This is a genomic window from Virgibacillus proomii (assembly GCF_018916875.1).
Taxonomy (GTDB): domain Bacteria; phylum Bacillota; class Bacilli; order Bacillales; family Amphibacillaceae; genus Virgibacillus; species Virgibacillus proomii_B.
Map to the genome: position 1 here is coordinate 32578 of NZ_JAHLNO010000013.1, position 21081 is coordinate 53658.

Genomic DNA, 21081 nt, shown 5'->3' on the forward strand with positions numbered 1-21081 from the left:
ATCCCCAAGAGTGCTGATTGACAACATTCTTGGGGAGTTTTTCACCTTTGAAATATCTCTTTTCGGGTAGCTCCTTTTGACTGAAATCCATTTTATTAGTAAACAGTTGGATTTTGATTTATAGCATGATAATCTTGTAATGCCATTACTGTCGTTTCTGTTAGAAATCGGTTTTTATTTTGAATTACAAGCCATTCAAATGTTTCCAGGTTTGTAAAACAAGGGATCTGATGACGAATTGCCCATTCTCTCAGATAAAAGCCAAACTTATTTGGTTCTCTTCCCTGTTCAGGAAGATTTAAAATGAGATCGGGTTTCTTTTCATTTCGTAACTTTTCCAACTCACTCCGTTGTTTTTTTATGGCTTCTACCGGAATTCCGTTCTCTTGCAAATAAGTAGCTGTTCCTTCTGTAGCCAACACAGATGCACCAGCCTCTCTACATGCGTAGATCATTTTAAGGCTATGTGCTTTCATTCGGTCTGCTATAGATACGAAGATAGTTAGTGCTTGTTTATCCGGAAATTGATTAACATAAAACGGGAACAGTTTGCTAAAGGCCTGCTGTTTGTTTTTAGATATAGCGATAATTTCTCCAGTCGATTTCATCTCCGGCCCCAATAAATGATCGACTCCTTTTAGCTTTGCTGCTGAAAATACTGGTGATTTTATTGTTATAAAAGGTGGCTCCATACATAAACCTAATTGATTAGCTAGATCTGTTAACTTCTTCCCTAACTGCACCTGTACAGCCCATTCTACCATAGGAATATCGGTTACTTTACTCAAGATGGGCACGGTACGAGAAGAACGCGGGTTGACCTCTAATACATAAACTTTGCCAGCATGAAGGATGAATTGAATATTCATCATACCGATAATTGGTACCGTCTGGGCAATTTTACGAGTAATAGCAGTAATTTGCTGCTTTTCTGACGAGCGAAGTGACATTGGTGGAAATACGGCCAAACTGTCACCAGAATGGACTCCTGCTCTTTCTACATGCTCAACGATGCCTGGAATAACAATATCTGTGCCATCACTAATAACATCAACTTCACACTCTTTTCCCGGAAGGTAGGGATCGATTAATAACGGCCAGCAGCGGTCATGTGTATCTTCTTTAATTCTATTAACATACTGCTCTAATTCTGCATGATTATAGCAAATAAACATCGACTGCCCACCAATTACATACGATGGGCGAATTAATACAGGAAATCCGAGCTCTTTTGTTGACTCCGTTAACTGCTGTTTGTTTTGTACGATACTGCCTTTCATATGCAAAATGGAGCATTCGTCTAATAGTTGATAAAATTGCTCCCGGTCCTCCATTTGATCAATATGCTTGGGAGCTGTTCCTAATATAGGAATGCCAGCTTCTTCTAATGCGTTTGCTAAATTAACTGCCGTTTGTCCCCCAAACTGAACAAGCACACCGTCTACTCTTTCTTTTTCAATTACACGGGTTACATCCTCAAATTCAAGTGGCTCGAAATAGAGTTTATCCGCAACGGAATAATCGGTACTTACTGTTTCTGGGTTATTATTAATCACAATAGCTTCATAACCTAGTTTTTTCACTGCTAACACAGCATGGACAGAACAGTAATCAAATTCTACCCCTTGCCCGATTCGAATTGGTCCAGAGCCAAGTATTAAAATTTTTTTGCGATTATTTCTAACTTTTACTTCATCATGTCCATGCCAAGTAGAATAGTAGTATGGAGTAATCGCGTTGAATTCTCCAGCACATGTATCGACCAATTTATATGCTGGTTTTATTTGCAAATCGTTCAATCGTTTTCTTACCAATTCAGGCTTTGTGTTCATCAACTTAGCAAGGTGTCGATCACTTAAATTAAATCGCTTCGCTTGCAACAGTAACGACTTAGATATACGGAAAATAGAATGTTTTTTCAATTCATTTTCTAAAACTAAAATTCGCTCTATTTTTGTTAAAAACCAGGTATCTATGTGAGTAATAGCATGTAAAGCTTTTACACTGTAACCACGTTGCATAGCTTCAGTAATTGCAAACAGCCATAAATCATTCGGCTCTTGTATCAAACATTGTAATTCTGCATCTGATTTTTTCTTTAGACTTGATAAATGTAAACTATCAACATTCATTTCTAGGGAGCGAATTGCTTTTTGCAGCGCACCTTCAAATGTGCGATCAATCGCCATTACTTCTCCGGTTGCCTTCATTTGCGTTCCCAATGTACGATCTGCTTCCGTAAACTTATCAAAAGCAAATCGCGGCAATTTGACAGTGACATAATCAAGTGCCGGTTCAAATGACGCATACGTATTTCCGGTGATCGGATTTGCGATTTCATCTAAGTGATAACCAATAGCGCATTTCGTAGCAATACGAGCGATTGGATAACCTGTCGCTTTTGAGGCAAGCGCAGACGAACGGCTAACTCGCGGATTAACTTCAATGATATAATAATGATTCGAATTTGGATCCAAAGCAAATTGAATATTACATCCGCCAACAACTTTTAATGCTCGAATGACCTTTAATGATGCAGAACGAAGCATTTGATATTGTGTATCAGATAAAGTTTGTGAAGGAGCAGTCACGGTGGAATCCCCTGTGTGCACACCAACCGGATCCATATTCTCCATATTACAAATAATGATGCACGTATCATTTTCATCTCGCATCACTTCATATTCTATCTCTTTCCAGCCCTTAATACTTTTTTCTACAAGCACTTGATGAATGGGGCTTAACTCTAAAGCTGATGGTAACTGCTCTAAAAGCTCTGCTTCATTATCGGCAAACCCTCCACCCTCTCCGCCTAATGTATATGCTGGGCGTAATATAACAGGAAATCCGGTTTGCTTTGCAAATGAGAGTCCTGCATCCAATGTTTTGACAACCTTTGATTGGCAAACAGGTTCATTAATATCATGCATTAACTGCCGAAATTGCTCTCTATTTTCTCCTTTTTGAATTGAGTCTACGGAAGTCCCCAACACCTTTACTTGATGTTTTTTAAGTATTCCCCTCTTGTGAAGAGCAATGGTTAAATTTAATCCTGTTTGTCCCCCCAAAGTACCAATTAAACCATCCGGCTGTTCACCAGCAATAATTGCCTCGACATTTTCCACAGTCAATGGCTCCATATATACTCTATCGGCAATACGCTTATCGGTCATCATCGTTGCCGGGTTATTGTTAATTAAAATAACTTCAATCCCTTCCTCTTTAAGAGCTAAACAGGCCTGCGTGCCGGCATAATCAAATTCCGCTGCTTGACCGATAACAATTGGTCCCGAGCCAATAACAAGTACTTTATTTAATGTTTTGCGCATCAGCGATTCCCCCCAGATATCTTACCTGTTCCACAAATTCTGTCATCATATATGCAGTATCACCCGGACCAGGGTGAGCCTCTGGATGAAATTGGACTGTGGTAACCGGCAACAATCGGTGCCTCATTCCTTCGATCGTTCCATCATTAACATTTTGAAAAAGCGGTAGAAATATCGTAGGATCGACACTGTCTTTTCTTACTACATAGCCATGATTCTGTGATGTTATTTTCACCTTTCCCGTTAGTAAATCTTTTACCGGATAATTGGAACCACGATGTCCAAATGGCAGTTTTTCTGTATCCGCTCCATACGCTAAAGCAATTAATTGATGACCTAAACAAATTCCTAGTGTTGGATAGTTTTCCGTTAACTTTTTTACAACTGGAAAGTATAGCTGTAATTCTTTCGGGTTGCCAGGACCGTTACTAATAATAATTCCATCTGGATTTAGTGCTTGAATCGTTGCAAATTTTTCACTAAAAGGCATAATCGTTACTTTACAATGATGGTTTAATAATGCCTCTACAATAGATTTTTTATAACCAAAATCTAGGACAACAATATGACAATCTCCCTTTCCGAGCTGAATTGGCTGCTTAACACTTACTTTTTGTACTAGATGTTTCGTATTAGGTACCGAAAATGAATATTTATAATCTGGAAAGGCTTTTTCCAATACAATTCTCCCTTTTACCGTGCGCTGCTTTCTTATCACAGTAACAAGCGCTCGTGTATCTACATTTTTTAACCCTGAAATACGATTCCGCTTCAACTCTTCAGATAACGTTGTTTTCGCCTGAAAATGACTGGGATCATCACATAGATCATTGATAATAACACCTGCAATTTGAAGGTGATCACTTTCTATATCAATGGAATTCATTCCGTAGTTCCCTACAATTGGATATGTCAAGGTAACGATTTGTCCAGCATAAGAAGGATCTGTTAATATTTCTTGGTAACCCGTCATGCTTGTATTAAAAACAACTTCACCAGTTTCTTCACTTTCATAGCCCAGCCAATCTCCTGTGAATACTTCTCCTGTTTCTAACACCAGTTGCCCCTTCGTCATTCTCCTCCACCTCTTCGATTCGAATTGTAATTATTCATTATTATAGTAATACTTCATTGTATATTCAAGTATATTTATAAATTTTAATTAATATTTATGCATTCTTATAATTACTTTTTGTAATTATTAGTCAGGTGGGTTGAGATATTGTTTAACATTTATTTTCTGTTATCATTTGTATTTGAGTAGCTTATTTACAAGTGAAATTCTATTTTCTTGACAAAAATATTTTTTTGTGCTATAATTTACATTTATATTAACTGGGTATATAATAAGATTCTCCTGGCCAGGGGAATCTTATTTTTTATATAGGAGGAAATTATGGATGGAAAATAACAAAGCAAGCATAACTTCCTTAGTATCCGCCTTTAGCCGAGCATACCATAGTAAATATGACTCCAATAAAGTGAAACTTCATTCAGTAGGAGTTTTCTTCTATCTCCTACTGAATGTTAGTTGAACGAATCGGGCATTTAGGTGCCGTTTTCTCCCACTTAGACCCTTTGGTATCAACTCAGGTCTTGAAGTGGGAGTCTTACGGCACCTTACATGCGGGATAAAATCTTTGATGATTTTATTGCAAAGGATTTAATAACTCCAAGAGAGTTTACCGAAATATCTAATCATATGATTCGAGGAATTTCCTTCTTTAACCCGGAAGTTGCAAACAGATTTCATGATCAACCTGATAAAATTTTAAAATGGATTACACAAGTTCAGCTTTCTCCAACTCCTTTAGCACGAGCTGCTTATTGCGAAGATAAATTGGCTCATGAAATTTTGTTAGGTGTGAGACAGTATGTTATTTTAGGAGCTGGATTAGATACGTTTTGTTTTCGACATCCAGAATTAAAAGACAGCTTAGAGATATTTGAGATAGATCATCCAGATACACACAACTTTAAACAGAAAAGATTAGCTAATGTTAATTATCCAATTCCAAGCAATCTTCGTTTTGTTTCTATGGATTTCATCAAAGAATTTTCTGTTCAACGTATGGTTGAAGGAGGTTTTATACCTAGCAAAAAAACTTTTTTTAGCTTTTTAGGTGTTTCCTATTATTTAACGAAACAAGAAAATGTCACTTTATTGAATAAACTATTTGCCAGGGTCCCATCAGGAAGTTCTCTTGTTTTTGATTATGCAGATGATCGTCTTTTTGAAGAAAAAGGAATGTATAATCGTGTTCAAAATATGGTCCGAATGGCCTCTGCTGGTGGTGAGCCTATGAAATCATGTTATACTTACGATGAAATGGAGAAAATGTTAGAAAAAGCGGATTTACTCATCTATGAGCATTTATCGCCTCTTGCTATTCAAAAGCAATTTTTTCGTCATCGTACAGACTATTTATCCGCATTTGAAACGATCCATTACATTCATGCTGTAAAAAAATAATTTTCGGTATATACGTTTCTAAGCTAAATTAGGAAAAGAGGCTGGGACATAACTAAAACAGCTGATTAAAAAACGAACAATAAATCGTCCTTGTATATACGCAAGTTTTTAGCGTAGTCAACATATGTAGACTTCTCTCGGGAATAGCTCGAGCTGAAGATCCCGCAGGAAAGCGATCTTTGCTTTCCGAGGAAGCTGAGGCCGTGCCCGCGGAAAGTGAAATAGTTTGACGTAGCGATGATAGGAATTTTTTTAACACAAACAAACCGAACAATTATAAATGAATTGTTCGGTTTTTGATATTTAGTATTTACTTATGTCCCAGCCTCGTTCAACAATATCTATATGCGTTATGAAAGATAATTGTTAATTTTCCTCTTGCCTTTCATAACGTAAAGTAAGAACTCTCCTTTAGTCCGTATCTAAGTTATCCAATTCATAGAATAAACCACGATACATCGCTCGCAGAAAAAGCGCTCTTCTTTTCAAGGACAAGTAAAAATTCTTGAATAGCCTCTAAATACAAAAAAGCTATTTTCTCTATCTTGTTAGAAGTTCTCCAATTTGTACGTCACAAACCTAAGCAGTTGCGCTTTGTTTTTTTAAGTAAAGATGAGGTAAAAGCCGAGGTTTCACTTTATTGTGATATATATTGATTTAAAAAGTGATTTAACCGTTTGATATACTCGTCTTTATGCGTTACAAAAGCTTCGCCATGACCTGCTCCGTCAAAAGTAACGATTTCTTTCGGACTGTTCGTATGTTCATATAATTCCTTACTCATTCGTGTTGGCACAAATGTATCGGCATTACCATGAATATACAATATAGGCACCTTTGCTTTTTCCACTTGTTTAACGGCCGATGCTTCCTGCAAACCATACCCCGCACGAATTTTAGAAACAATGCTGGTACTTGGTAAAAGAGGAAACGCAGGCAAGTGAAACATTCGCTCCATCTGATAGCCGAACATATCGTATACACTAGTGTAGGGACTATCTGCTACAATCGCTTTTACATTATCAGGAAGCTTCTCACCACTTGTCATTAAAACCGTTGCTGCTCCCATTGAAACACCGTGTAAAACAATTTCAGTATTCTCGCCCTGCTCTTTAATAACTTTATTAATCCAATCGACATAATCCTTACGATCATGCCAGCCAAATCCAATATAATCTCCTTCACTTTCGCCATGTCCTCTTAAGTCAGCCGTAAACACATTATAGCCTAAATTTTCATAATAATATTGCCCAAACATGCCCATATCCGTAGCTCTTCCCAAGTATCCATGCGCAAAAATAACCGTTTTGTTGGTTTCCTCTTTTGCCTTTAAATAATAACCTTGTAATTGCAGACCATCAAAAGACATTATTTCCCATCGAGTAAAATTCTGCTTTCGCACCCAATCACGCCAATTGCCTTTAAGCATTTCATCCAGTGCTTCGGCAGAAACTTCAAGATCATCATTCCCTTGAAGGAAATCTTTTTCATTACGGGCAATAGCTAAATGATAAAAATAAAAACTAACAATTATATCAATTAGTAATAGGGTCACAATGAAACCTATTCCTATTCGAAACCATTTTTTCTTCAACCGATTTCCCACCTTTTTTACACTATAGAAAAGTAAAACTTTATGGTTTATAGTATAAGAAAAACTACAGCTTTCGCTAAAGATTTGGCGACAAGCCAAGTTTTTCTAACCTTGTCTCTTTATTATATAGGTAAAAAGGCTTGTATGAAACTAGCATTCCACTGGTACTTGTTGACAATTATATACTATTGACATACAGCTTTTAACATCTTTAAATTAAAAAAGTCAAACCTTTACTTTATACTATAGAAAAAGCTTATCTTTATAATTTAGGTCAATTTGTTTCTGCAAACTGTAGATTGTTTACTTATAACGATGACATTTTAGACAAGTAACAATAAATAGCTTGATATCCCCCTCCTTATATAAAAAACCCCTATTTAAACGATAATGTAAACCGTTTAAATAAGGGTTTTACAGAAAATAGAACTTGGCTTAATGAAATAACCCGGATTCTTCCGATTTTTTCTTTAACTTGATTATTTGATTGAAAATAATTGGTTTTAAAAACACACCAAGCACAATCGCTGCTCCACCAAATAAACAAAGGTAGAAAATATCCTTCATCGCTCGTTCCCAAACAATTCCACCAATGGATTCCCTCATTAAATCAATAGCATACGTAAACGGAAGAAATGGATTGATAAATTGGAAAAACTCCGGTAATAATACAACTGGATACGTTCCACCAGATGCAGCTATTTGCAGTACTAAAAATACAATAACGACTGCCTTTCCAACATCACCAAAAACAGATACAATCGTATAAATAATTAACATAAATATGATGCTAATGAATAATCCAAATACGAGGAACCAATATGGATGAGCCGCATTTACCTTCAATATAGCAAGATCGCCGATTGTCACAATTATAGTCTGTAATATACCAATTGTCATAAACGTAAACATTCGGCCAAAGTACATTTGTCTTCCGGTATAATCTACTTTATCATGCACATCTGTTGCTAAGAGGGAAATTAGTAGAAGCCCCCCTACCCAAATAGCTAAAACGGTATAGAACGGCGTCATTCCGGTTCCATAGTTTTCAATTGGAAAAATTTTGTTTTCATTTAGCTTAACAGGCTCTTCAAAGAAACTTCTTTCTGCATCCGGATCATTTTGTAGCAGTTTTATAATCTCATTAATATCTGCTTCCCCTTTAATGCTGCGAATTTTATCCGCTAATTGATTTATTTTACTATTAACATAAGGATATTCACCTAATGCATGCTTAATGACATCTTTTCCTTTTCCTAAGTTCTTTTCCGTATTCCCTAAAATATTTTCAACTTCTGGTATCATTTTTTGGATATCAACTAAAATATTCCGTGCTTTTGACAGTGTTGCTTGTGCACGATTAATTTCATTCATCACCGTTGGCTCAATTGTTTCTTTATATTCTTTTAAAAATGCATCAATATTTGTTGACGTACTTTCTGATAGTTGTTGTAAGTCATCAATTGCCCTTGACACTTCTGATTCTTTATTATTGATAAATTCCACAACATCACTATTTTTCTGTTTTACACTTAATAATTCTTCTTTAATGTTCGTTAACTGCTCCAGTGCTTGGTCGATTTGCTGTTGGTCTATCTTTTGACTGTCAATGGAATGATTATTTTCCTGATTTTTATCTTGGGCATTCCCTGTTTGTTTCTTTAATTGTTCCAGAGCTTGTTGAACCGTCTCTATTTTGTTAATTCCCTCATCAATAGTTTGATTTATTTGATCCGTTAGCTCTTTACCATTACCAAAATCAAGATCCAAGTTTTGAATATCTTTAATAAACGAATTAGCCTTCTTAGCAATTTCCTGCACCTGTTGCAAATCCTGATCAATCTTCGGTGCCATCTTCTCTAAGCGATTCTCTGCTTTATTTAAAAATGCTGTAGTATTGTCAATTGTAGTTAACCCATTATTTGTGACATCTTTTGCATCAGGAATAAGACCTTGTGCTTCGTCAATAATATCCTGAGCGCGATTTGCATCTGATAACGCTTGGTTTAAAAGATCATTTATTTCTGGTAAGTTCTCCTCCATTTGAAACACATAGTTTTCAAATCGCTGTATATCAGGTAAGTCTTTTTCTAATTCAATACCTAAATCATTAAATATATCAAAAATAACCCCGTTAACGGTAGAGATAAAATTACTGCTGATTTTTTCGACAATGACGGAAGCACCTTTTTGCGTAATTTTTGGTGAAATTGCATTTATTTTTTCATTCACGTAATACTCAACGTTCGCTTTTTTTGGATTATCCTCGATCACTGTACCCAAATTTTTTGAAAAATTTTCTGGAATGATGATAACGGCAAAGTAATTACCATATTCTACTTCTTCTAAGGCTGTTTTCCGATCGGTAAACTTCCAATCCATTGACTTATTTTCTTTCAATGTTTTTACTAATTCATCTCCAACATGAATCTCCTGATCACGAACGGTCGCTCCTTTATCTTCATTAACTACGCCAATAGGAAGTTGATCGGTTTTACCATACGGATCCCAGGCTGCCTTAATGTTAAACCAAGCGTAAAAAGATGGGAGAACAATCAACCCTCCGATGATAATTATAGCAACCCAGTTTTTACTTAGATTTTTAATATCTGTAGAAAAAATTCGCCATATGTTTTTCATGTATGTCACTCAACCTTCTGCCAAAAATGAATACTCGTTCATTTTTTTGCTTAAAAAACTAATATAATGGATTATAACAACGTTAAGCAATTAAAGCCAGTCAAGAACAAAAGTAAGGCAATTCACAATTTTCAAACAAATAATGAGCACCAACCAAACAAATGTTATATAGCCAAAAATTATCCTAATGAAACATCAATCGTTTAATAAAGTGAAACTTCATTCAGCAGGGGTTTTCTTCCATCTCCTACTGTTAGTACCTAGAAGGGTATGACCTAAAGGCCCTTGAGCGAATCGGGCATTTAGGTGCCGTTTATCCCACTTTGACTTTCTTCGTATTCTCCATAATTCTTGAAGCGAGGTCTACGGCACCTTACATGCGGGATAAATATGATTCTTAAAATACTGATATGATGATGTAACTCAGGCACTCCTTTAGCATTCTCTAAAGTACGGTGAAATTGGATGTGTCATTCTTACCGGGATTTTTTCCCCCTTTTATATGGAAAAATATTCATTTATTAAAGAGAAAATTCCACCGGCTCAACCCTTCTCTATTACACCTTAACATTAGAAAAACTTGGCTTGTCGCCAAGTCTTTAGCGAAAGCTGTAGTTTTTCTTATACTAAACCCTAAAACTTTATACTTTTCTATAGTATGAAAAAAAGAGCTTTAAATATGCCCTTTTCTTCCAATGTCTCAATCATTTATTCTTTAGACATCCTTAAATATGTCGTCTTTCCATTAAGTGTATTCCGACACTAATCATTACGACCCCCATTAATAACAGTATACTAATTGGATAAAAAAGCTGCTCCAATGAATATCCATAATTAACTAGTCCTTTTAATGATTCCATTCCATATGTTATCGGATTTATTTTTGATAAGGTGATTAAAATTTTCGCTTCAACAATTTCAAGCGGCCAATAAGCACCGCCAATCATTGCCATACTAACAGCTACAATTGTAATCAGTGCATTAAATTGCTGTACATTTTTCACGATTGAGATTAATAAAATAGCTAATGCAACAATCGTAAAAACATAAGGAATTAGTAGTAATAATGCTTCGATAAACATTCCATTAAAATCAATATCAAAAATCAAATAGAAGAATAAGAAAATGATCAGTACTTGCAAATAGCCTTCAAAAAAACTGTAAATCATATTACTAGCATACATTTCCCATTTTTTAACCGGTGATAAGATGATTCGATCCCAAATCCCCTCCCTTTTTTCCATAAGGATTGGTAACACATTATAGCCAATCGTATAAATAACAAAGAATAAACTAAAGCCAAATAAAAATTGATAGGTCGGATTATAGATTACAGCGTCATCACTGGTAAAATTACTTGCACGAATTGAAAATACGGGTTCATTTAGGGCTTTCTCCATTTCCTTAAGGAGTGACTTTTTTGCTTTGCCTGAGACATCTGCATGATCTGCAATATTCAGTTTCTGAAAGTGTTGAATATATGCTTGACGCATCGTATTTTCCACCATAGTAACCGTAGCAGTTTCCACACCTACAACTAACTCGTAGGAATCATTAGTTAGTAATACACCAACTTCTGCTTTTCCGTCTTTAATAAAACGGAGCATATCTTCTTTTTTCATTTCTTGAAATTGAATTGCCGTTTCTTGTTCTAGCGTTGATTTTATGGATGTTTCATTTACTTCCTCATCCATGATTACTATAGGGACACGGATCATATTTCCATCCCCAGCTATACCTGTAATTAAAGCAAAACCGATAGAAATTCCAGTAAAACTGAGAAATGTCCAAGGATTACGTAAAAAATGTTTAAATCTAGCGATTAACATGCCAATCATACCATCTCCCTCCTTTTTGGAAATGTTAAAGCGGCGATTATAATCATTGTCACCCCAAAAAAGCAGAGATATAAAATAGGCGTAATGACATCAGTTAAAGCATTTCCTCTTAATATACTTAAATATGCAGACATACCTGCTCCATTCGGTGTAAAATTGCCAATAACTCGAACAAACTCCGAACTATCCCCGATCGGAAAAAAGCTTCCGCCAATTAAGGCCATAATAGATACAATAGCACTAGAGAAAAAATTAGTAATCGTCTCTGAGCGGATTTGATAACTAATTGCTGTTAATAATACAGCAATTCCACTAATAGCAATGGAAAGAGAAACTGTTATAATAAAAAATGCAAATAAATTTGACCAGGTTACATCAAAGACGAACCAAGCAAATCCATAAATGACTAGCAATTGAATTGAAGCAAAGATTACCGTAGAAAACAAGACACCACTAAAATATATCCACCTTGACATATTGGCTAGAATAATTCGATTAAATACAAATGTTTGCTTTTCCTTAAACGCTATTGTACCTATTGTTGAGGCAATAAATAGAGCATTCATAACCGCCATTCCTACTGTATAATAATCTTTTGAAGTAACTGCTTTATTCTGATCAATGGTTGTGCGAGTATTAGTAAACAATGAATCCGGTATAACCAACGCCTGCTCATTAATTCCATTTTTCTTAATAAAAGCTCCTAAAGTAAGCTGCTGTTGAAAATTTTCTATGATACTCTGAATAACGTCTACACCTATTTGCTGCTGTTCATTCCCTATTACACGTAATTGCGGTATTTCTCCATCATTTAACATAATATGAAAAAGATACTTGTACGTAAAATCCTCTGGTACTTCAATTACCGCAGTATACGTGTTATCATTTAATATCTCATCTTTTTTACTCACCGAAGTCTCTTTAACCTCGATCATTTTTGCTAACTTTTTCGAATGAAAGAGGGATTTCAGTGTTTGAATTGGTAATGACTTCTCCATACTCGCAATATTTCTTTTATTAAAACCTGTTTCCTTATTCATCTCGTGAATAAATTGGTCAAATTGTTCCATTTCCGAATTATGTTCAATAATGGCGATTTTTGCCTGGATTTCAGGAGACTCTCCATCCATAAAATTGCTTAGCGCAAAGCCTAAAATTAAAATAAGAATAATTGGTAAGCCAATGAGTAGTAAAAGTTGCATAGGATTTCTCCATAACAAAAGAAATTGCTTTTTAATAATCTGCATAATCATGGAAAACACCCCTAATCTCGTAAAGCTCTACCAGTAAGATGTAAGAATACATCTTCCAGTGTTGGCGTTTTTATATTGACAGAGCTTAGTTCCAAGGAAGCTTTTTCAGCCAATTTAATTAAATCAGCGAACATATTAACCTCTTTTGCTACCATAATTGTAATTTGCTTTTCTTCTACGTTAATACTGTTTATGAGCGGATGTGTTTTTAGTTCATTAATAAATAATTCGGTTAATCGGTTAGCTTTAATAACAATCGTTTTTTCACCAGATAAAATCCTCCTAATTTCTTCCTTTGTCCCGGAAGCAATGAGATTTCCTTTATCCATGATATAAATTCGATCACATAAATACTCCACTTCCTCCATATAGTGGCTGGTATATAATACGGTGACATTCTTTTCCTTATTTAACCGTTTAACTGTTTCAAGAATATAATTCCGTGATTGAGCATCAATCCCAACAGTTGGTTCATCCATAATAATTAATTCCGGTTCATGTAATAAAGCAACTCCAATATTTAAACGTCGTTTCATTCCACCTGAAAATTTTTTCACTACTTCCTTTCTTCTATCAGTTAAACCAATAATCTGTAAGACATCATTGACGCGCTCCTTTAATTTTGCCCCCTTTAATTGATAGATCCTCCCAAAAAATTGCAGATTTTCTTCAGCGGTTAAATCGATGTATAGGGCTATTTCTTGTGGTACGATACCTGTTATTTTTCGCAGCGGTTTTGGTTTCTTAAGAATACGATGATTGTTAAAATAGATGTCACCTTGTGTTGGTTCAACCAATGATGACATTATTGAAATTGCTGTTGACTTTCCTGCACCATTTGGTCCAAGTAATCCAACAATCTCTCCCCGTTCAATAAACATATTTAAATTCCTTACCGCATAATTTTGTTTAAACTTCTTTGAAATGTTTACTAATTCAAGCATAGCTTCTCCTCCTGTATGATTAGTTTATATGGAAATCGATTAACTTTACACTATCTAAAGTCATTAAAATGAAAAAACAAAATGACGCAGGTCATTTTATATGGTAGTTAAAGAAATTTATTGAAGACTAAATATATCTACAAAAATTTTATCTGGCACTGTGTAAAACTGAAAATATGTCTATTTCTCTACAGAATAAAACTTTTTAAAATAAAAATAGGCTGATGTAAAAGTAATTTTATAAAGTGAACTTCATTCAGTAGAAGTTTTCTTCCTTCTCCTACTGAATGTTGGTACCTAGAAGGGTATGACCTCCCTGAACAAATCGGGCATTTAGGTGCCGTTTTCTCCCACTTAGACCCTTTTGTACCAACTCAGGCTCTTAAAGTGGGAGTCTTACGGCACCTTATATACAGGATAAAATTCAAAGCTCCACATTACATTACTAGTACTTTTAAACAAACTAAATAGCTCCGTACCACTTTTATATTGATACGGAGCTATTTTTTGGGTAATTCTAGGAGGTTCTTTTAAGTCGCCCCCATACCATAAAAATTATATACCTTATTTTAAATTTCTTATTTGAAACATGCACAATACTGAAAATCTTAAATATGTATTGTGTTTCTATATCATTATACTTCTCAGCAAGTCTATTAAGGTTTAATCTTTAGAAATGGCCCATCAAACACACAGATGTTGAATCGACTATTCTCTACCCCACCAGTGTTAATTGGGACGAGGTTTATATTAAAAATAAAATTACAACTACGTATAATTCATTTTCAAATCAATACGTTAAATTTGGTTTGATGTGAACATAATTTATGTTGATTTTTTAGTTATTAGGAGTTTTCTTCTATATTTCGTTGATTTCTGGTAAATTATTGCTTAATAGATAGTTGAAAGATATCGTATAGAAACCAGTGAAGGTCATGATATGTTTGTAGGAGATATTATATATCAATTATTGTATTCCCCTTTTTATTCTTATTATATTAAGTGTTTTAGGGACTTTAAGTTGTTTATTTTTTAAAAAACTTAAAAAATAGCGACAGCGTAATTCCCTTAAAAAATTGGATTTATTATGTCGCTATTTATTTTCTTATAAAGTGAAACTTCCATGAGTGGGGGTTTTCTTTCATCCCCACTCATGGTTAGTTAAACCAATCGGACATTTGACTTTCCGTTATCCCCCACCTAGACTTCTTCGATCCCTCTTACTCCCCGAGGTGGGGGGGCTTACTGCCAGTTAGATGTGGGATAAACTCTTTCTTCTCTGAACCTTTAACTATCTTTAACCATGCTAATTCAATAAGGAATATTTCTTTTGCTTTACACTGTCATATTGTGCTTTACTGCAAAGATTGCAAGCTGTGTTCGATCTCGTAAATTCGTCTTTTGTAAAATTTGTGTCAAATGGTTCTTTACTGTTCCAACCGATAAATGTAAGGATTGTGCTATTTCCTTATTTGTTTTACCTTCCCCTATTAATCTAGTAATTGCTACTTCTCTTTCTGATAAATCAACGATTAGATCAGGTGTTGAACGCTCAGAGCTTTGTAACAATCTTGGCACCACTTTAGCAGCTACTTCTTCGTGAATAGTCATACCACCATGCATACAGCTATGCACAGCCTCAATTAGCTTGGATGATTCTGTTGTTTTTAACAGAAAACCATCTGCCCCCTCCTTTAAAGCAGCTAAAGCATATTCATCATCATTAAACGTTGTTAAAATTAAAATTTTAATCGATGGCCAGGTTCGTTTAATTATTCGTGTTGCCTCAATCCCATTCATTACCGGCATCCGTACATCCATCATTACCAAATCAACGATATGCTTTTGTACAATGTCAATCGCTTCTCTACCATTATCTGCTTCGTACGGAACTTGAATGTGCTCATCTTGCTCCAATATAATTTTTAAACCTTGTCGTACAATGATTTGATCCTCAACCACCAGTACTCGGTACATTGTTCATTTCTCCTTCTCCACAAGGAATTGTTCCAGCAATAACGAATTGCTGGTTTGTTTGATATATCTCTACATTGCCATTTATTTCTTCGATACGTTTCTTCATGTTTGTCAAACCGAAACCGTAATAAAACTGATCAGCACGATGGATGGCATTCCTTATTTCGAACGTAACATCTCCGATTGCTGACTTACCTAAAACTACGTTAACCTCACGATATGGTGAATGTCGCATAGCGTTTGTTAAAGCTTCCTGAACAACCCGATATAATACAATATTCTTTTGATTTGTAAGCGAAATCGAAAGTACACCTTGCTTGATCGTAAATTGCACCATCAATTGACTTTCAGCTTCTAATTTTCGAATCAGTTGCACTACAGAAGCTATTCCTTCTGTCTCCTCTTCTTGTAATACCGTAACAGCCTGCCTTGTCTCCTCTAACGCTTCTGTCGCCATCTGTTTTAATCCCTTATAATCATCATACTTATTTTGAATGGATAATATCTCCATTTTCATAATAAGAGCTGTTAAACGGTGTCCAACTGAATCATGAATATCTCGAGCAATTTTGGTTCGTTCTTCTAATCTCGCTTCTCGTTCAGCTGAAACGTTCATTCGCTTACTTTTTCTATACTCCCTCAGAAGTTGTTCATACATATCACGCAGTTCTTCTCGTTCTGAAGTTATACGATTACTCGCTATTACAAAAATATAAAAGAAAATATTTAATAGAATAACTTCTATTAGAAATTTCTCGTTGATGATTGCATAAAAAATTGTTATAAACAGATTAAAATACAAATACCCGTTTATCTGTCGTTCATTTAACCGGAAAGTTGCGTCAACTAATAAAAAGTAAAAATATAAGTTAATGAAGAAAGCATCTGTACCAACCGTCCACATATGCAAAACAGCTATGACAGATAAAGAAATATAAATATAAATGACCCGTTTGTCGAGCGACAGTAAACAAAACAAAGCAAAAGAAATTGCAAATAAACTTATACTAAATGGAGTGGATTTGCTGGCAAATAAAATAACGAAGCTCCATATACAACTGAATAGACTAATTCTTCCAAAAAATAATGCCACCACATTTCCTACCTTCCTGCATAAGGCTATAACTTTAACCTCTTTTACTCGACAATTATCCCGACTAAGATTACAAGCAACCTAGAAAAAAATTACTTTTTAACTTCCACTATTCATAACTGAATCTCTCCTTGAACATACCTTAAAAAAGCGACTATTCAAAAAGCTGTTCTTGTCCTGTGGATCAGAACTAATCATCTAGCGGACCTGCTTTACGATTAGTCTTAGGGTGAGTCTTACTCTAAGCTACATGAAAAAGTGAAACACTTATTAATACCTTATCAAAAATTAATGGATTGGAGAATAGAAATTTGTATTATTCACGTAAGGTGTTTTTTACGGTAAAGTGAAACTTCATTCAGTAGTGCTTTTCTTCTTAAAATAGAGCAAAGACTAAAAATCGCGAATGTCTTTAAAAAACTGCGACGTATCACTGACGAAGCTTTCCTTGCCCTTAAAAACAGTGGTGTATTAATACAGAAACTCTTTCTTGTCCTTTATAAAGGAAATCACTTTTCCTTCGCGGAGAAGATTCTCTATCCTTGAAAAAGAAGAGCACTTTTTCTGCGTGCGATGTCAATTCAAGTAGCTTTTCTTGTCCTTGAAAAAGATAAGCGCTTTTCTGCGTGCGATGTCAATTCAAGTAGCTTTCCTTGTCCTGGAAAAAGATAAGCGCTTTTCTGCGTGCGATGTCAATTCAAGTAGCTTTCCTTGTCCTGGAAAAAGAAGAGCACTTTTTCTGCGTGCGATGTCAATTCAAGTAGCTTTCCTTGTCCTTGAAAAAGAAGAGCACTTTTTCTGCGTGCGATGTCAATTCAAGTAGCTTTTCTTGTCCTTGAAAAAGATAAGCGCTTTTCTGCGTGCGATGTCAATTCAAGTAGCTTTCCTTGTCCTGGAAAAAGATAAGCGCTTTTCTGCGCGCGATGTCAATTCAAGTAGCTTTCCTTGTCCTGGAAAAAGAAGAGCACTTTTTCTGCGTGCGATGTCAATTCAAGTAGCTTTCCTTGTCCTGGAAAAAGAAGAGCACTTTTTCTATGTGCGATATCAATTCAAGTAGCTTTCCTTGTCCTGGAAAAAGAAGAGCACTTTTTCTGCGTGCGATGTCAATTCAAGTAGCTTTTCTTGTCCTTGAAAAAGAAGAGCGCTTTTTCTGTGTGTGATGCCAATTCAAGTAGCTTTCCTTGTCCCATCGACCCAAACGAATTGGGTATTTGGGGTGCGTTTTCTCCCATTTAGACTTCTTTGTCTATACTCTTGAAGCGGGAGTCTTCTGGTACCTTAGATACCTTTAAATAAAAACTTAACCAACTTTTTGAATCGTTATTTTCCAGCTTGTCCCTGTACCTATATGGTAGGCTTTAGAAAATGACCCTTGATTTAATGCAACAGCCAATTTATCTAAAGAGTTTACATACATCAATGGTTCTCCTAAATGAGTTTGGGCGAAAGAACGTACAAATAGCATTTTATTTTTGTACACATCTTTATCATGGTGAGCGATAGTTACTTGTAATGTATCTCCATAGCGGAATCCTGCTTCTCTAAATAACCTGCGATCAATATTCGTCCACAAATTCCCAAATCGCACATCTAATATATCAATACATCCTTTAATTATTCCATGATTATTTCTAGCAGTTTTTTTTGTTAAACAAACGATATGATCCATATTCACTTTCGGTCCTACTCCTTCATAAGAGATCACATCAGATGCAAGTCTTGCAGCGGTATATGCATAAACATCACGCCCATGAAATGTATGGGACTCTCCTGAACGAGGCAAACGATTTATTTTTTCATCAATTATCCGTGCTTCTTTTATTCCAATATGCACTTTCACATGAGTAAGTGTTCCATTATTTGGTGTTACAATATATTGATTTTCATTCGTTTTTACGACGACACTCAATCTGTCTGTTCCAACACCTGGATCGACAACCGATACGAATACCGTTTTCTCAGGCCAATATGGAACTGTTTGATACAGCCGATAGGAGGCTTCCCAAATATTATATGGGGAAATATCATGGGTTAAGTCAAAGATTCGAATGTTTGGATTCACCGAGTTGGCAACACCATACATAGCACTAACCGCCCCATCACTTAATCCAAAATCTGTTTGCAACACTAAATGTTTCATCATTTCTACCTCCAAATTATATTTCTATTTTAAATCTTGAATCGTTATAAAGTGAATCTTTACTCAACGGGGCTTTTCCCTTAAAACGGAACAAAAGCTAAAATCACGACGTATCACTGTCAACGTTGTTTTATATCCTGCTGCAACCCCATTAGTACATCCTATGAATCAAGTTCATACCGAATAGTTTTGAATGGAGCAGCGTATGCAGTTTGGCTCCTCTTTTCATTAGAAAATTAGCTTTTAAAGTCAAGTGTTGCCTTATTATTCAATACTTGAAACTTTTTTAACGCCAACTAACTTCCAAAAAACAAAAGCTAGAAGTGCCTTGGTCAGCCCTGCAAGCGCTGAAACTTCGATGCAGAGGCTGCCCACTTCATAAGAGAGTGAAGCGACCTTGAGGGACTAGGCGCTGGATATGGATAAAGTGAAACTTCATTCAGTAGGAGTTTTCCTCCATCTCCTACTGAATGTTAGTACCTAGAAGGGTATGACCTAAAGGCCCTTGAACGAATCGGGCATTTAAGGGCCGTTTTCTACAATTTTAACTTCTCCGAATTCTCGTAAGTTGTAATTTTACGGCACCTTACATACGGGATAAATTATCATACAAAAATTATCCACAATGAAAAAAATTTTATAATTTCCTAACAGTAAAAAAAATCACGCCCTTATCTTAATGATAAGGACGTGATGCAATATACGTGGTACCACCTTATTTTACTGTATATCTAATATGCAGCCTCGAAAAGTACTCCCGTTTTTGAAATTGTTATCAAAATTTTAAAAAATCATTTCAAAACGTTTTATACTCTGGTAACGATAACGGGTACCAATCTCCGTCATAACCTACTAATAGTATGTTCAGCATGAGGCTCTTGAGGCCATTTTTCTGGATTGATATTTTTGCTTCTTTTCAGCTTCCGAAGCTCTCTGTATAAAATAATCAACCATACTTTTCCTCTGTCATTGCCTTTTTATGTATTATTCCATTAAAACGTATTATATCTATATATAGCTTATTTTATTTAATAAAGCAACTTTTATGATAAATGTGAATAACTTTCATACAAGCCGACCAGCCTATTTGAAAAAAATGATCTAGGTAAGAATATATATTAAATTTATTGAAATATGAGAATTTTATACCATTTCCTAATTATTTCCACAATGGACAAGCTCTATATAGTATAATAGTAGGGACAGGTTTATGCAGGGTGTATATGGAAGTAGCGATGCTTCTAAGTGCTTGGCGACTGGTAATCCCTAATGAAAGGGGCTGAAAACTTTTGATTTCCATTGACAAAACGCTTGAGCTGATGTTTTCGTTTGCGACGCTTGTACTGTTGATTGTCAATAGCCGCGAAAGCAAGTAACCACCCTGCCGACTGTGTTGACCATGGATAACGAACTGTAGCTTGTTGTGTCCTGTAACAAAGTCGCCGCCCCTTTGCGGATAACTGTCTGAGTCGCAAGTTGCCGCTTGCGACTCTTTTACTCTCCCTACCCTTCCAACGGCAAACCTCCTTTAAGCAATGGAAATCTTCTTTATCCAAGTGAGCTTTTAATGGAAATGGAATGCCTGCTCTTTCGCTGAATCTACCAGAGATTTTCTTCGTTAAAAAGTTAAAAGCAACCAATCTTATCCTATTAATCCATTTGAACAATTATTCGTCTATTTTTGAACAAAAGCTAAAATCGCAGCATCCTCGATAATATACCGCTGGTGAAACTTTTCTTGTTCTTAGACCCGAACAAATCGGATATTTAGGAGCAATTTATCTCATATTGAGTCAGAAT

The 21081-nt window shown here is 35.5% G+C and carries 11 protein-coding genes and 1 other annotated feature; of the genes, 1 reads left to right on the plus strand and 10 read right to left on the minus strand.

The genetic code is table 11. The features are described from left to right. Nucleotides 1-95: 95 nt before the first annotated feature. On the minus strand, nt 96-3329 hold the full coding sequence (carB, locus tag KQI21_RS05635; protein WP_216483115.1) for a carbamoyl-phosphate synthase (glutamine-hydrolyzing) large subunit: 3234 nt from the start codon (nt 3327-3329) through the stop codon (nt 96-98). Beyond that, nucleotides 3310-4404: a carbamoyl phosphate synthase small subunit gene (locus KQI21_RS05640; RefSeq protein ID WP_216483117.1), complete on the minus strand. Its 1095-nt coding sequence runs from the start codon at nt 4402-4404 to the stop codon at nt 3310-3312. The genes carB and KQI21_RS05640 overlap by 20 nt, the downstream gene beginning before the upstream one ends. Nucleotides 4405-4953: 549 nt before the next feature. Between KQI21_RS05640 and KQI21_RS05645 the strand changes: the two genes are divergently transcribed. Beyond that, entirely contained in the window at nt 4954-5802 is an 849-nt protein-coding gene (locus KQI21_RS05645; protein WP_216483119.1) for a class I SAM-dependent methyltransferase, read from the plus strand. A 637-nt stretch (nt 5803-6439) separates the two neighbouring features. Here KQI21_RS05645 and KQI21_RS05650 read toward each other — a convergent pair. The 8 genes from KQI21_RS05650 to KQI21_RS05685 form a co-directional block, all read right to left on the minus strand. Then, nucleotides 6440-7396: an alpha/beta hydrolase gene (locus tag KQI21_RS05650; protein WP_216483120.1), complete on the minus strand. Its 957-nt coding sequence runs from the start codon at nt 7394-7396 to the stop codon at nt 6440-6442. Between the two features lie 435 nt (nt 7397-7831). After that, nucleotides 7832-10036: a YhgE/Pip domain-containing protein gene (locus KQI21_RS05655; protein WP_216483121.1), complete on the minus strand. Its 2205-nt coding sequence runs from the start codon at nt 10034-10036 to the stop codon at nt 7832-7834. 725 nt (nt 10037-10761) lie between these two features. Further along, nucleotides 10762-11874 (minus strand): ABC transporter permease, encoded by a 1113-nt coding sequence (locus KQI21_RS05660; RefSeq protein ID WP_216483122.1) that lies wholly within the window; start codon nt 11872-11874, stop codon nt 10762-10764. Continuing rightward, on the minus strand, nt 11871-13127 hold the full coding sequence (locus KQI21_RS05665) for an ABC transporter permease (protein ID WP_216483124.1): 1257 nt from the start codon (nt 13125-13127) through the stop codon (nt 11871-11873). Before KQI21_RS05665 ends, KQI21_RS05660 begins: the two co-directional genes overlap by 4 nt. 11 nt (nt 13128-13138) lie before the next feature. Continuing rightward, nucleotides 13139-14071, minus strand: a complete 933-nt coding sequence (locus KQI21_RS05670; RefSeq protein ID WP_216483126.1) for an ABC transporter ATP-binding protein — start codon at nt 14069-14071, stop codon at nt 13139-13141. Nucleotides 14072-15406: 1335 nt separating this feature from the next. Further along, on the minus strand, nt 15407-16048 hold the full coding sequence (locus KQI21_RS05675) for a response regulator transcription factor (protein ID WP_216483127.1): 642 nt from the start codon (nt 16046-16048) through the stop codon (nt 15407-15409). Then, nucleotides 16026-17141 carry a sensor histidine kinase gene (locus KQI21_RS16495; protein WP_309245508.1) on the minus strand — a complete coding sequence of 372 codons (1116 nt, stop codon included), beginning with the start codon at nt 17139-17141 and terminating at the stop codon, nt 16026-16028. Before KQI21_RS16495 ends, KQI21_RS05675 begins: the two co-directional genes overlap by 23 nt. Nucleotides 17142-18441: 1300 nt before the next feature. Beyond that, nucleotides 18442-19284, minus strand: coding sequence for an SAM hydrolase/SAM-dependent halogenase family protein (locus KQI21_RS05685; protein WP_216483128.1), 843 nt, complete (start codon nt 19282-19284; stop codon nt 18442-18444). A gap of 678 nt (nt 19285-19962) precedes the next feature. Further along, nucleotides 19963-20260, minus strand: a binding site (T-box leader). Between the last annotated feature and the right edge of the window lie 821 nt (nt 20261-21081).